Annotated in this window: 15 protein-coding genes; 7 read left to right on the forward strand and 8 right to left on the reverse strand. The window is 61.8% G+C overall.

Translation table 11 applies throughout. The annotated features are described in order from the left end of the window. Positions 1-62: 62 nt before the first annotated feature. A complete protein-coding gene (locus tag LU682_RS04005) occupies positions 63-581 on the forward strand; it encodes an acyloxyacyl hydrolase (RefSeq protein WP_003247385.1) in 519 nt (172 codons plus the stop codon). A 115-nt stretch (positions 582-696) separates the two neighbouring features. Here LU682_RS04005 and LU682_RS04010 read toward each other — a convergent pair whose 3' ends face one another. The 5 genes from LU682_RS04010 to LU682_RS04030 all read right to left on the reverse strand — a co-directional run bounded on the left by LU682_RS04010 (position 697) and on the right by LU682_RS04030 (position 5772). Next, positions 697-1395: an SDR family oxidoreductase gene (locus tag LU682_RS04010; protein WP_010951983.1), complete on the reverse strand. Its 699-nt coding sequence runs from the start codon at positions 1393-1395 to the stop codon at positions 697-699. Next, positions 1392-2834 carry a deoxyribodipyrimidine photo-lyase gene (phrB, locus tag LU682_RS04015; RefSeq protein WP_010951984.1) on the reverse strand — a complete coding sequence of 481 codons (1443 nt, stop codon included), beginning with the start codon at positions 2832-2834 and terminating at the stop codon, positions 1392-1394. Before phrB ends, LU682_RS04010 begins: the two co-directional genes overlap by 4 nt. Continuing rightward, positions 2825-3724, reverse strand: coding sequence for a MerR family transcriptional regulator (locus tag LU682_RS04020; protein WP_010951985.1), 900 nt, complete (start codon positions 3722-3724; stop codon positions 2825-2827). The genes phrB and LU682_RS04020 overlap by 10 nt, the downstream gene beginning before the upstream one ends. Then, the gene (locus LU682_RS04025; RefSeq protein ID WP_010951986.1) at positions 3714-4682 is read right to left on the reverse strand and encodes a YbgA family protein; all 969 of its coding nucleotides are present in this window, start codon (positions 4680-4682) and stop codon (positions 3714-3716) included. The genes LU682_RS04020 and LU682_RS04025 overlap by 11 nt, the downstream gene beginning before the upstream one ends. Positions 4683-4785: 103 nt before the next feature. Beyond that, positions 4786-5772, reverse strand: a complete 987-nt coding sequence (locus tag LU682_RS04030) for an NAD(P)/FAD-dependent oxidoreductase (RefSeq protein WP_010951987.1) — start codon at positions 5770-5772, stop codon at positions 4786-4788. 186 nt (positions 5773-5958) lie between these two features. Between LU682_RS04030 and LU682_RS04035 the strand changes: the two genes are divergently transcribed. Further along, the gene (locus LU682_RS04035; RefSeq protein ID WP_010951988.1) at positions 5959-6864 is read left to right on the forward strand and encodes a TIGR01777 family oxidoreductase; all 906 of its coding nucleotides are present in this window, start codon (positions 5959-5961) and stop codon (positions 6862-6864) included. A 13-nt stretch (positions 6865-6877) separates the two neighbouring features. Further along, positions 6878-7894 carry a ferrochelatase gene (gene hemH / locus LU682_RS04040; RefSeq protein ID WP_010951989.1) on the forward strand — a complete coding sequence of 339 codons (1017 nt, stop codon included), beginning with the start codon at positions 6878-6880 and terminating at the stop codon, positions 7892-7894. Between the two features lie 35 nt (positions 7895-7929). Here hemH and LU682_RS04045 read toward each other — a convergent pair whose 3' ends face one another. Both LU682_RS04045 and upp read right to left on the reverse strand, forming a co-directional pair. Further along, positions 7930-9195: a uracil-xanthine permease family protein gene (locus LU682_RS04045; protein ID WP_003247369.1), complete on the reverse strand. Its 1266-nt coding sequence runs from the start codon at positions 9193-9195 to the stop codon at positions 7930-7932. 2 nt (positions 9196-9197) lie between these two features. Beyond that, positions 9198-9836: a uracil phosphoribosyltransferase gene (gene upp, locus LU682_RS04050; RefSeq protein ID WP_232857409.1), complete on the reverse strand. Its 639-nt coding sequence runs from the start codon at positions 9834-9836 to the stop codon at positions 9198-9200. Positions 9837-9998: 162 nt separating this feature from the next. On the opposite strand from upp, the gene LU682_RS04055 reads away from it, so the two are divergent. The 4 genes from LU682_RS04055 to LU682_RS04070 all read left to right on the forward strand — a co-directional run bounded on the left by LU682_RS04055 (position 9999) and on the right by LU682_RS04070 (position 11913). Next, positions 9999-10556 (forward strand): hypoxanthine-guanine phosphoribosyltransferase, encoded by a 558-nt coding sequence (locus LU682_RS04055; protein WP_232914914.1) that lies wholly within the window; start codon positions 9999-10001, stop codon positions 10554-10556. 2 nt (positions 10557-10558) lie between these two features. Beyond that, a complete protein-coding gene (locus tag LU682_RS04060) occupies positions 10559-11032 on the forward strand; it encodes a WbuC family cupin fold metalloprotein (RefSeq protein WP_010951991.1) in 474 nt (157 codons plus the stop codon). Positions 11033-11083: 51 nt separating this feature from the next. Further along, on the forward strand, positions 11084-11554 hold the full coding sequence (locus LU682_RS04065; RefSeq protein ID WP_003247361.1) for a hypothetical protein: 471 nt from the start codon (positions 11084-11086) through the stop codon (positions 11552-11554). A 68-nt stretch (positions 11555-11622) separates the two neighbouring features. Next, positions 11623-11913 carry a PA4642 family protein gene (locus LU682_RS04070; protein ID WP_003247360.1) on the forward strand — a complete coding sequence of 97 codons (291 nt, stop codon included), beginning with the start codon at positions 11623-11625 and terminating at the stop codon, positions 11911-11913. 176 nt (positions 11914-12089) lie between these two features. Here LU682_RS04070 and mqo read toward each other — a convergent pair whose 3' ends face one another. Beyond that, positions 12090-13598: a malate dehydrogenase (quinone) gene (mqo, locus tag LU682_RS04075; RefSeq protein WP_010951993.1), complete on the reverse strand. Its 1509-nt coding sequence runs from the start codon at positions 13596-13598 to the stop codon at positions 12090-12092. Positions 13599-13780 lie beyond the last annotated feature (182 nt).

The following is a 13780-nucleotide window of genomic DNA, read 5'->3' on the forward strand; positions in this document are numbered from 1 at the left end:
TTCTACCGCTTTGCCTGAGATGAGGCGGACAAATAACAGCATCAGAAAGAAGGATGTTTCTTATGAGGAAACTGCTCGGCTTGGCAGCGGCTGCTGCCTTTGTTTTGGGGCAAGCGATGTCGGCACAGGCTGCCGATGTTTCGTTTTCGGTGGGGCAGACTGGCGATTCGACAATGGTCTACCGGCTAGGGCTGCAATCGAATTGGGACGCGAGTTGGTGGCAGACCAGCGTTGGTCGGCTGACCGGCTATTGGGATGGGGCCTACACCTACTGGGATGGCGACGAGACCGCGAGCAATCACAGCCTGTCCTTCGCGCCGGTGTTCGTCTATGAATTTGCCGGGGAGTCGGTAAAGCCTTACATCGAAGCCGGCATCGGGGTGGCGGCGTTCTCCAGCACCGAGCTGGAAAGCAACGAGCTGGGTTCGGCGTTCCAGTTCGAGGACCGCATTGGCTTTGGTTTGCGCTTTGCCGGCGGGCATGAGATTGGGGTGCGGGCGATTCACTATTCCAACGCCGGCATCAAAGAGCCCAACGATGGTGTAGAAAGCTACAGCCTGCATTACAGAATGGCGCTCTGAATTCACCTGCATTCGCGGGCAATGCCCGCTCCTGCCGGAATACCACAGCATTAAAGGTCTGGGTAATCTGCAGGAGCGGGCTTGCCCGCGAAGAAGGTAATGCTGATTTCAGCGGTCAACGCGCCAGCGGCCACAGGCTACTAAGGTCCAGCGTCTCCAGGACCAGTTCCGGTTCTCTCTGAGGCCACCGGCGCAGCAACTCCTCTGCGGCACTGCCGGGCGTCCACGCCTCCGGTATCGCCTGTGCCGACGTTACCGTAACCTTCAACGATTGTGGCGCTACGATGGTCAGTGCTACCCCTTGGTCCTCAAGGGCCTTACGCTGCTCACGCAGCCATTGCGGCAAGTTGTTCCAGCCCGCAGTCACCTGTGTCGGTGCAAACAGCTGCAACGCCGAATAGCGGTTGAAAAGCCCCATCACCTGGGGCGACTGCCCCTTTGTCAGCAACGGCAGCGCTTTGCTCAGGCAATGCTCTGCGGCCAGCTGGTTGGTGGTGACGATCGCTTCGATCAGCTCACTGTCACTGACATTGTCTGGCAGGTAATCGGTGGTGCCGGTGTTGAGAATCAGCCCGTCCAGCGAACACCAGGCATGGCAAATCTGTTGGCACGCATCGGTGACGTGTTGTTCTTCCTGCAACTGCCACGGCAAACGCAACAATTGGTTGCCGTAGCGTGCCCCCAAATCATCCAGTGCATCGCTATCCTTGCCACTCGCGGCAACGCGATGTCCTTCATCGAGCATCCGCTCCACCAAAGCCAAGCCAAGTCCGTTGCTTGCGCCTGTAACCCAAAAACTACGCGAGTTAATCAAGACGTTATCCCCTGATTCTGCCGGCGTGGCAGCCCTTTGAATGCTTCCAGGGCCCGCTGGCGACTGCTGCTGAGATCTACGATTGGACTTAGGTACGAAGTATTACCGAAAAGGTCCGTCGATTTAATGGGTTGATGGATGGCTTTTTCATCGAGCTCCTGTAGTTCCGGTACCCAGTGGCGAATGAACCGACCCTGTGGATCGAAGCGCTGCGACTGTGAAACCGGGTTGAAGATACGGAAATAGGGCACCGCGTCGGTGCCGGTGGAAGCACTCCACTGCCAACCCCCGTTGTTGGCGGCCAGGTCGCCGTCTATCAGGTGGCGCATGAAGTGCCGCTCGCCCTTGCGCCAGTCAATCAGCAGGTTCTTGCTGAGGAACATGGCCACGACCATGCGCAAGCGGTTGTGCATCCACCCGGTGTGCAGCAATTGGCGCATGGCGGCATCAATGATCGGGAAGCCGGTGCGGCCCTGCTCCCAGGCCGCCAGGTCTGCCGGGGCGTCACGCCAGGGCAGGGCTTCGGTCTGGGCGCGGAAGGCGCGGTGGCGCGAGACCTGTGGATAACCGCTCAGGATGTGCTTGTAGAACTCACGCCAGAGTAGCTCATTGATCCAGGTCTGCACGCCTGTGCTGCCACTGTCGAACTCGCCCCGGTTGCCGGCCAGTGCACCGTGCAAGCATTGGCGGGGCGAAATCACGCCGGCGGCCAGGTAGGGGGAAAGCTGGCTGGTACCAGGCTTGGCAGGCAAGTCGCGCAAGTGGTGGTAGTCGTCGATGGTTTCGTCCAGGAAGCGTGACAGGCGGGACTGTGCCTCAGCTTCACCGGCTGGCCAGTGGTCGCGCAATGCGGGCGTGGTTTTTCCGAACCCCTCTACATGTTGCGGGATTGGGTCGCTGCCGATGTTCAGCGGGGCCTGGCGCTTCACCCGCCGTGCCAGGGCGGGCAGGCTGCGGTGCAGATGCTCAAGGCAGGTCTTCTTGAACTGGCTGAACACCTGGAAGTAATCGCCACTGCGAGTGAGTACGGTGCCCGGACGGAAGAACAGCTGGTCGAGGTGGCTGTGCGCCTGGATGGCCGACTTTTCCAACATTGCGCGGGTGGCATCATCCCGGCGCTGCTCATTGATGCCGTACTCCTCGTTCCAGTGCACGCTTTGCACCTGATGTTGGCGGCAGATATCGAGCACCGCCTGTGGCGCCTGGTCCCAGGTATCGATTGTGCGGATCAGCAGGGGGATGTTCAGCTTTTCCAGTGATTGGCGCAGGTCATGCAGGTTACGTAGCCAGAAGTCGACTTTGCAGTCGGCATCGTCATGGGCTTGCCATTGTCCGGGGCTGACCAGCCACAGGGCGATGGTCGGGCCGCGTTCGGTAGAGGCGCTGAGTGCAGTGTTGTCATCGATACGCAGGTCGCTGCGCAGCCAGGTCAGGTGCATGGGGGATTTATCTCTACAGGCTGTCGAACATGGGCTTGAAGCACGCGCAATGCCGCCTGCGGGGTGTCGAACAGGAAAAGGTCGGGCAGCTCAAAAGCCTTCAAGCGGGTTTCATGCAGGGCCAGCGTGGCACCGCCCAGCAGCTTGGGGATCGGCAAGCCTTGCAGGGTGCGCAGCAACGCCTTGTCGTCGATGCGTGGCCCCAGGTGCAGGAGTAAGGCGCGTGGTTTGAGCGCGTTGACGGCGCTTAGCAATTGCGGGCCTGCGACGGGCTGCTCGAGCACCTCGACCGGGAAGCCATTGCTGGTGAGTAGCCAGGCGCACAACCATAAGTCCGGGCTGAAGGTGCGTTCGCTGTCTTCGGCCAGCAACACGGCAGGCCCTTGCAGCAGCTGGTTGTCGTGGTACACGCGGGCACCGAGCTTGCTGCGCAGCCAGCTGTGAAAAAACACCTGCTCCAGCCGAGCGTTGAAGTAATTGCGCCAGCGCAGGTCGAGCATGTCGAGGAGCGGCAGCAGCAATTGCTCGCACAGGGTGACCGCCGGGTACAGCGCCATGGCCTGGTTGAGTTGCTGGTCGAGGGCGCGCTGTGAAAGGCCGGCGATGGCTTCGATCAGCTGGAATTGCCGGGCTTGCCAGTCACCCTTCGGTGGGGTGCTGGCGGGTTTGTCGAGCAACTCGCGGACTTGGCCGACCGACGCGCCACGCTGCAGCCAAGCCAGAACGGCTTCGACGCGTTCGACCTGCTCAAGTGGGTACAGGCGATGCCCCTTGGCGGTGCGCTGTGGCTTGAGCAACCCATACCGGCGCTCCCAGGCGCGCAGGGTGACCGGGTTGACGCCAGTGCGACGGGCAAGTTCGCCGATGGGCAGCAAGTCCTCAGACCGCATTGCGCAAGCCCAGGCTCTCGGGGTGAGGCTGCAGGTAGGCTTGTTGCTGCAGGTAGGGGTCTGGGTGCTTGCGCAAATGGTGTTTGAGCAAGGTCAGTGGCACTACCAGTGGTACCACGCCTTGTTGGTATTGGCCGATGACTGCCTGCAACTCCGCCTTGTCCTGCTGCGTCAGGGCATCCTTGAAGTAGCCGCTCAGGTGCTGCAGCACGTTACTGTGGGTGCCGCGGCTGGCGCAGCGGCGCAGGGCCTGCATCAGCTGGCTGAAATAGCGCGGGCCGATGCTCTGTGGTTCATCAGCCTTGCTCATGCTGCCAAGCAGGCGGCCGAGGGTGCGATAGGCCTGGGGATTGTTGGCCATCAGCAAATACTTGTAGCGCGAATGAAAGCGCACCAGCGCGCCACGGTTCAGGCCCTCGGCCAGCAGGCGCTGCCAGTCGGCGTAGGCGTAAACGCGGCTTATGAAGTTCTCGCGCAGCACAGGGTCATGCAGGCGGCCTTCTTCTTCTACTGGCAGGTCCGGGCGCAATGCGCAGAAAGCCTGGGCATAGACGCCACGGCCACCATGCACGGCCGGGTGGCCGTTGTCCTGATAAACCTTTACCCGTTCCAGGCCGCATGAAGGTGACTTCTGCATGAAGATGTAGCCGCAGATGTCGTCAAGCTCGTTGGCCATCTGCTCGCCATAGGTGCGCAGCGGGTCGGTCAGGTCCTTGCCGGGGTCGCGGGTGCCGACCACTTCGGGTTGCTCGGGGTTGCCGACCAGGCGAATCGGGTCGCGCGGGACACCCAAGCCGATTGCCACTTCCGGACACACGGGTAGCCAGTCGAAGTGCTGTTCCAGCTGTTTACGGCACAGGTCGGAGGCCTTGTGGCCGCCGTTGTAGCGCACGCTGTGCCCGGTCAGGCAGGCGCTGATGGCGATACGCGGCTTGCTGTGGGCGGAAGGGTCGTGCATGGCTGCCTCCGAAAATAAACCTGTACGTGACTCGAAACTTGTACAGGTTTATTTCAGCACAGCGCTGAAGTTATGCAAACTAGTATTTTTGTATAGTTCGGCATCACTCAAGGTGTTCGAGCAAGCGCCGCGCTGCTTCCTGGCCACTGAGCCATGCGCCCTCGACTCGGCCGGACAGGCACCAGTCCCCACAGGCGTACAAGCCCTGGTCAGCATCGGCCAGTGCGCCCCACTCATGGTTGCTACTGGGGCGGGCATAGAGCCAGCGGTGGGCCAGGGCGAAGGTGGGCGGGGGGACCACGCAGCCGACCAGCTCGGCGAATTCGCCCCACAGCTGCTCGATCACTTCATCCTTTGGCAGGTCGATGTGTTGCCGGCTCCAGTCTGACGTTGCGTGCAGTACCCAGGTGTCCAGGTGCTCGTCGCGGCCAGGCTTGCTGCGATTGCGGGCCAGCCAGTCCAGCGGGTTGTCCTGCACGAAGCAGCCTTGCATTGGTGTATCCAGCGGTGTCTCGAAGGCAAGGGCGACGGCCCAGGTAGGTTCCATTTGCACGCCAGCGGCCACGGCTGCCAGCTTCGGTGTGGCGGCCAGAAGTGGCGTGGCCTGCGGTGCCGGGACGGCAATGACCACACGGCTGTAGGGGCCGTGGCTGCAACCTTCGGTATCTTGCAGGTGCCAGTACTGCTTGCCGCGAAACACTTCCGCTATGCGGCAGCCGAAGTTGACGGTGACGTCCTTGAGCAAGCCGCGGGTAATGGCGCTCATGCGTGGCACGCCCACCCAGCGCGTCTGCTCGTCGGGGGAGGGTGTAAGTTCGCCATCACGGTAGTTGTACAGTTGGGGTTTCCACTGCTCGGCCCAGCCGGCGGCCACCCATTGCTGCACCTGATCGACGAAGCGTCGGTCACGGGCAGTGAAGTACTGTGCGCCCAGGTCGAGCGCGCCGGCTTCGCTGCGCTTGCTGGCCATGCGCCCGCCACTGCCGTGGCCTTTGTCGAACAAGTGCACGGATTGCCCGGCCTTCTGCAAGGCCTGGGCGGCTGACAAACCGGCGATGCCGGCCCCGATGATGGCGATAGGTACTGTCATGATGGCCTCTTCAAACCTTGCTGTGAGCAGACTACGCTGTCAGGCAAACCTGTACAATGCCAAAATTATGTATAAGGTTATTCCGTGTTGGCGGCAGGTTGGCCTATGTTTATCCGAGAGCGTCGGGTCAAAAAAGTGCCTTGCTGTTAAAAATAGACCACCGACGCATTCTGCGAGGACACAGCCATGCATATATTGCTGACAGGTGGCACCGGTTTGATTGGCAAGCATCTGTGCCAGTACTGGCTGGGCCAAGGGCATCGGCTTACGGTTTGGAGCAGGCGTCCTGAACAGGTGGCGAAAATCTGTGGTAGCGGGGTGCGTGGTATCGCGCGCCTGGAGCAGTTAGAGGCCGACGATCATCTTGATGCGGTGGTCAACCTTGCCGGTGCGCCGATTGCCGACAGGCCCTGGACGGCCGCCCGGCGCAACGTGCTGTGGGCCAGCCGTGTCACCCTTACCGAGCAATTGCTGGCTTGGTTGGGCACCCGTGAGCAGCGCCCGGAGGTGTTGATCTCCGGCTCTGCGGTAGGTTGGTACGGAGACGGTGGCGAACGCGAACTGACCGAGGCCTCTCCCCCGGTGCGTGAAGATTTCGCCAGCCAGTTGTGTATTGCCTGGGAAGAGACCGCCCAGCGTTCGCAAGCGCAGGGAATACGCGTGGTACTGGTCCGTACCGGCCTGGTGCTGGCCAGCGATGGCGGCTTTTTGTCGCGCCTGCGCATGCCCTTCAAACTGGGGCTGGGCGGGCCTTTGGGCAATGGGCGGCAATGGATGCCCTGGGTTCATATAGACGACCAGGTCGCCCTGATTGATTTTCTCTTGCAGCACAAGGATGCCAGCGGTCCTTATAATGCCTGCGCGCCGGAGCCTGTGCGCAACCGTGAGTTTGCCAGGCGACTGGGCCGCGCCCTGCATCGGCCGGCGCTGTTGCCAGTGCCGGCATTGCTGCTCAAGGCCGGGCTTGGCGAGATGTCCACCTTGCTGCTGGGAGGCCAGCGGGCGCGCCCGGTACGCTTGCTGGAAGCCGGCTTCACCTTCCGCTTCAACGATCTGCAATCGGCGCTGGACAACCTGTCCAGTCGCCTCTGACATAGGACGCTGCATGACCGATCACGCCCTGCTGCTGGTCAACCTGGGTTCCCCGGCCTCCACCTCGGTGGCCGATGTGCGCCGCTACCTCAACCAGTTCCTCATGGACCCGTACGTGATCGACCTGCCGTGGCCGGTGCGGCGTTTGCTGGTGTCGCTGGTCCTGATCAAGCGCCCGGAGCAGTCGGCACATGCCTACGCTTCGATCTGGTGGGAGGAGGGCTCGCCTCTGGTAGTGCTGACCCGTCGCCTGCAGGCCGCGATGGCCGAGCACTGGCCCCATGGCCCGGTGGAAATCGCCATGCGCTACGGCCAGCCGGCCTTGCCTGATGTGTTGGCGCGGCTGGCCGCCCAAGGTGTGCGCAAGGTGACTTTGGCACCGCTTTATCCACAGTTCGCCGACAGCACGGTGACCACTGTGATCGAGCAGGCAAAACAGACGGTCAGCGAGCACCAGTTACCGTTGCAGATGCGCGTGCTGCAGCCGTTCTATGAGCACCCGGCGTACATCGAGGCGCTGGCAGCCAGCGCCCGGCCGTACCTGGAGCAGGGTTACGACCACCTGCTACTGAGCTTCCATGGTTTGCCGGAACGGCACCTGAAGAAACTGTTTCCGAAGGGGGTCAAGCACGACCTGCGCGCTGCCGATTGCTGCCACGGTGCAACCGCCGAAGTAAGTTCGGTTTGCTATCGCGGGCAATGCCTGGCTACGGCCAAAGCCTTTGCGCAGAGCATGGGCATACCGGATGGCAAATGGTCGGTATCGTTCCAGTCGCGGCTGGGCCGGGACAAGTGGATCGAACCCTACACCGAGACGCGGCTGGATGAGCTGGCCAAGGCCGGTGTGAAGAAGCTGCTGGTGATGTGCCCGGCGTTTGTGGCGGATTGCATCGAGACGCTGGAAGAGATAGGCATGCGTGGCAGCGAGCAGTTTGTCGAGGCGGGCGGCCAGGAGCTGGTGCTGGTGCCGTGCCTGAATGATCACCCGGAGTGGGTGAGGGTGTTGGCTGATATGTGTGAAAAGGCCTGAATCGAAGGGGCCGCTTTGCGGCCCCTTCCGACCGGTCATACATCCAGCTTCTTGTGCTTCCAGCTGTCATTACCCGGCAGAATCAGGTTCAGGGCAATAGCCACAATGGCGCACAGGGCGATGCCCTTCAGGCCCCAGTCATCCGGGCCGTCACCGCTGCCGATCAGCACGCCGCCGATACCGAACACCAGTGTCACCGAGACGATCACCAGGTTGCGTGCCTCGCCCAGGTCAATCTTGTGGCGGATCATGGTGTTCATGCCCACCGCTGCAATCGAGCCGAACAGCAGGCAAAGAATGCCGCCCATCACCGGCACCGGGATGCTCTGCAGCAGCGCGCCGAACTTGCCGATGAACGCAAGGGTAATGGCGAAGACCGCCGCCCAGGTCATGATCTTCGGGTTGTAGTTCTTGGTCAGCATCACCGCGCCGGTCACTTCGGCATAGGTGGTGTTGGGCGGGCCGCCGAACAGGCCGGCTGCAGTAGTCGCCAGGCCGTCGCCCAGCAACGTCCGGTGCAGGCCAGGCTTTTTCAGGTAGTCACGGCCGGTCACGCTGCCCACTGCAATCACCCCGCCGATATGCTCGATCGCCGGCGCCAGCGCAACCGGGACGATGAACAGAATGGCCTGCCAGTTGAACGCAGGGGCGGTGAAATTGGGAATTTCCAGCCACGGTGCGGCAGCGATCCTGGCGGTGTCGACCACGCCAAAGGCGAACGACAGGGCAAAGCCCACCAGCACGCCGGAGATGATGGGTACCAGGCGGAAAATGCCCTTGCCGAATACGGCAACGATCAAGGTTGTCAGCAGCGCTGGCATCGAGATCAGCATGGCCGTCTTGTACGGCATCAGTGCCGTACCGTCCCCACCTTTGCCCATCGCCATGTTGGCGGCGATCGGTGCCATGGCCAGGCCGATGGAGATGATCACCGGGCCGATCACCACCGGCGGCAGCATGCGGTCGATGAAACCGGTGCCTTTGATTTTTACCATCAGCCCCATGAAGGTGTACACGAAGCCGGCAGCCATTACGCCACCCATGGTCTCGGCAAGGCCGAACTGGCCTTTGGCGAGGATGATCGGCGTGATGAAGGCAAAGCTCGAGGCCAGGAACACCGGTACCTGACGACCGGTGACCAGCTGGAATAGCAGCGTGCCGATGCCGGCGGTGAACAGCGCGACGTTTGGGTCGAGGCCGGTGATCAGGGGCATCAGCACCAGCGCGCCGAATGCCACGAAGAGCATCTGCGCGCCCGAAACGACCTGGCGCCAGAGCGGGTCGTTGAAGCCGTCCTGCATGGTCAGGCGTCCTTTTGCTTGGTGCCGAAGATCTTGTCACCGACATCACCCAGGCCTGGCACGATGTAGCCGTGCTCGTTCAGGCGCTGGTCGATCGAGGCGGTGTAGATCTTCACGTCCGGGTGGGCTTTTTCCACCACCTCGATGCCTTCTGGTGCGGCGACAAGCACCATGGCGCGAATCTCTTTGCAGCCGGCCTTTTTCAGCAGGTCGATGGTGGCAACCATCGAGCCGCCGGTGGCCAGCATCGGGTCGATGATCAGGGCCAGGCGCTGGTTGATGTCCGGCGCGAGCTTTTCCAGATAGGTGTGGGCTTCGAGGGTTTCTTCGTTTCGGGCAACGCCGACGGCGCTGACCTTGGCCCCCGGGATCAGGCTGAGCACGCCGTCGAGCATGCCGATGCCGGCGCGCAGGATCGGTACTACGGTGATCTTCTTGCCGGCGATTTTTTCAACCGAGACCTTGCCACACCAGCCGTCGATCTCGTAGGTTTCGAGGGGCAGGTCCTGGGTGGCTTCATACGTCAGGAGCGCGCCGACTTCCTGGGCGAGTTCGCGAAAATTCTTGGTGCTGATATCGGCACGGCGCATCAGGCCAAGCTTGTGGCGGATCAGCGGATGGCGGATCTCACGAGTGGGCATAGGGGAGGGCTCCGAAAGGCGGGCAAAAAAACCGCGCTAGATTAATCTATTCAGCCTGTGCTGTCGTCTGGTCATTCTGGACGTTAGTCCATAAATGCTTGATCTGTGACGAGCGGATGCGTACCTTTGCCCGCTTTTCCAAAATGCCCCCCGGAGCGCGCCATGTCCGCCGATCTCGAGCATATCCGTCAAGTCATGCATGAAGCTGACTGCCTGTACACCGAAGCCGAAGTCGAAGCGGCCATCGCCAAAGTCGGCGAGCAGATCTGCAAGGACCTGCACGACAAGAACCCGGTTGTGTTCTGCGTGATGAACGGTGGCCTGATCTTCTCCGGCAAACTGCTGACCCACCTGCAGTTCCCGCTGGAAGCCTCGTACCTGCATGCTACCCGCTACCGCAACCAGACCAGCGGTGGCGAGCTTTTCTGGAAGGCCAAGCCGGAAGTGTCGTTCATCGACCGTGACGTGTTGATCGTTGACGATATCCTCGACGAAGGCCACACCCTCAGCACCATCATCGAGTTTTGCAAGCATGCCGGCGCCCGCTCGGTGTACACCGCTGTGCTGATCGACAAGGACCACGACCGCAAGGCAAGCCCTGACCTCAAGGCCAACTATGTGGGCCTGCCTTGTGTCGATCGCTATATCTTCGGTTACGGCATGGACTACAAAGGTTACTGGCGCAACGCTAACGGCATCTTCGCCGTAAAGGGGCTGTAACCGTGCGCCAGCCTGCGTTCATCGACCAATCGCTGTTCGCCGGGCTGGCCGAAAAGGCCGCTGCCAACCCGCGCGGGCGGCAGCACCATAACTTTCACGCTATGGAAGAGCCCTGCCACCGCATGGCCGTCGGGCTGCAACCAAGCACCTACATTCCGCCGCATCGCCATTTGAGCGCCGACAAGGCTGAAACCTTGATAGCGCTCAAGGGGCGTTTTGGCCTGTTGATCTTCGATGAACAAGGCGCGGTGACTGACAAGCGGGTGCTGCAGGCCGGTGGCGACTGTCTGGGTGTGGATCTGGCGCCTGGTACCTACCATGGCTTGGTGGTGCTGGAGCCTGACAGCATCCTGTTCGAGTGCAAGGCTGGGCCATACCGACCAGTGGGCGAGGGCGAGCACGCACACTGGGCGCCGCGCGAGGGTGAGGCCGGCGTGGCCGATTACCAGGCCTGGATGCGCGCGCAGTTCGATTGATACTGCCTGTACCCGGCGTGCTAGAGTGCTCCTTCATACAAGGAGCCTCACATGCGTGCGATTCTTCCCCTCCTGCTGGCGGTCAGCCTGCCGCTCGCTGCCGCACCGCTGCACAGTCAGTTCCTGCCTCCTGATGACCAGTCCCTGCGCCAGGAAGCACCGACCAGCCAGCAATTGCTGCAAGTGACTGACTATTCGGTGGTCGTAGGGGCTCAGCGCCAGTCCGATCAGCAGCCGATCCCGATCACATCGTCGTTGCAGGTGCGCCTGAAAGGCAAGCCGCTGAGCAAGGGTGCGACCATTGCCCAGGTGCTGCTGACGTTCGATGGTGAAGCGGCCAAAAGCCTGAAAAAGCCTGTGTATGACGCTAAAACCCGCACCTTGAGCCTGAACTACCCGGTGAGCAACTACCGGGTGGTCATGGACCTGCTGCGTAACGAAACCCTGTACGTGCAGTTTCTGACTTACGGCAACGGCCACATCTGGGCCGACTTGCACACCGGGACGGTACGTACGCGTTGAGGCGCGAAGCCTGCGGGGGGTAAACTGCCGGCCTTCGAAATTCCGTGATGGTCCAGTTGGAGTCGGCAATGCGTAAAGACAAGAAACAGGTAATCGGTGACGAAATCAGCGACGACTACATCAAGTCGTTCCTTCAGTTCGAGCCGGCCGATGGTGTGACTTCGCCGTCGCTGCACAAGCTGGTCAAGGCCTACCGTGGCCTGCGCGTGGACGACTTCGAGCGCTTTGTAGGCTTCTTCGTCGAAGCTGGCCTGGACCTGGACGGCAAGGACGAGCACGGCAAGACCTTCGTCGAGCAGATTGCCGACCAGCGCAATGCCCCTGAGTACATCGAGATCATCGATAAAGCCCGTGGCTGATCTGTAGCCAGTGCCGGCCTCTTCGCGGGCGCGCCCGCTCCCACAGGAGTCGCGCCGCACCTGCGGGCATTACCGAACCTGTGGGAGCGGGCATGCCCGCGAAGAGGGCGGTACAGGCTGATCAAGCGCCAGGCACAAAAAACGCCCCGAGGGGCGTTTTTGCGTTTCAGACCGGCTTAAGCGTAGTGCTTGGCCGCCGGGCTGCTCTCTGCCAGGTCCAGGGCCGCGTCGTTATCGGCACTGATCTTGTGGTACAGCGCAGCATCGGTTGCCAGGGTCTTCTCGCGAGCCGGGAAGATTTCCTTGAGCTTGGCAGCCCAGGCACCCTTGGCCTGCTCGGGGAAGCAGCGCTCGATCAGTTCCAGCATGATCGATACGGTTACCGAAGCACCCGGCGATGCGCCGAGCAGTGCAGCCAGGCTGCCGTCCTGGGCCGAGACCAGCTCGGTACCGAACTGCAGCACGCCGCCTTTTTTCGGGTCTTTCTTGATGATCTGCACGCGCTGACCCGCCACTTCCAGGCGCCAGTCCTCGGCCTTGGCCTGCGGATAGAAACGACGCAGGGCTTCCAGACGCTGCTCCATCGACTGCATCACTTCGCTGACCAGGTACTTGGTCAGGTCCATGTTGTCGCGGGCCACGGCCAGCATCGGGCCGATGTTGCCCATGCGCACCGACAGCGGCAGGTCCATCAGCGAGCCGTGCTTGAGGAACTTGGTAGTGAAACCGGCATACGGACCGAACAGCAGCGAAGTCTTGCCGTCCACGACGCGTGTGTCCAGGTGCGGCACCGACATCGGCGGGGCGCCGACAGCGGCCTGGCTGTAGACCTTGGCCTGGTGCTGCTTGACGATTTCCGGGTTGTCGCAACGCAGCCACTGGCCGCTGACAGGGAAGCCGCCGAAGCCTTTGCTTTCCGGGATGCCGGACAACTGCAGCAGCGGCAGGGCCGCGCCGCCAGCGCCGAGGAAGACGAAGCGGGCGTCGACTTCACGGCTGCCGCCGCTGTTGACGTCCTTGATGCTCACGGTCCAGCCGCTGCCGTTACGGCGCAGGCCGACCACCTTCTTGCTGTACTTGACCTGCGCGTCCGGCGAGTCGCCCAGCAGCTTGAGCAGCTTGTTGGTCAGTGCGCCGAAGTTGACGTCGGTGCCTTTGGCCACGCGGGTAGCGGCGATGTGCTGGTCGGCCGGGCGGCCAGGCATCATCAGCGGCATCCAGTCGTTCATCACGGCCTTGTCTTCGGTGTATTCCATCTCGGCGAAGGCGTGGTGCTGCTTGAGCAGCTCGAAGCGCTTCTTGAGGAAGGAAACACCCTTGTCACCCTCGACATAGCTCAGGTGCGGGACAGGGTTGATGAAGGCACGCGCCGAGCCGAAGTTGCCCTTCTTGGTCAGGTAGGCCCAGAACTGGCGCGAAACCTCGAACTGGGTGTTGATGTGCACGGCCTTCTTGATGTCGATGCTGCCATCGGCGGCCTGCGGCGTGTAGTTCAGCTCGCACAGGCCGGCGTGGCCGGTGCCTGCGTTGTTCCAGGGGTTGGAGCTTTCCGCGGCCCCGGAGTCCATCGCCTCGACGACCTCAAGCTTCAGGGTCGGGTCAAGCTCCTTGAGCAGTACGGCCAGGGTGGCACTCATGATGCCCGCGCCTACCAGTACCACATCAACCGATTCGTTCTGCGCCATTTAACGCGTCTCCACAATCTACAGCTACCTAATTGACAGCATAGGACCTGGGTTTGCCAGGGTCGCCATGTCCGACTTTTCGCAGTTCTTGCAACTTCCGCGGACACCGCCAATCAGTCTTCGGGTTCGTGCATTGAACGCCGTTTGCCACAGGTGCGGCAATTCGACTTATGGTCAAGGTG

This window comes from Pseudomonas alloputida (assembly GCF_021283545.2).
Lineage (GTDB): Bacteria > Pseudomonadota > Gammaproteobacteria > Pseudomonadales > Pseudomonadaceae > Aquipseudomonas > Aquipseudomonas alloputida.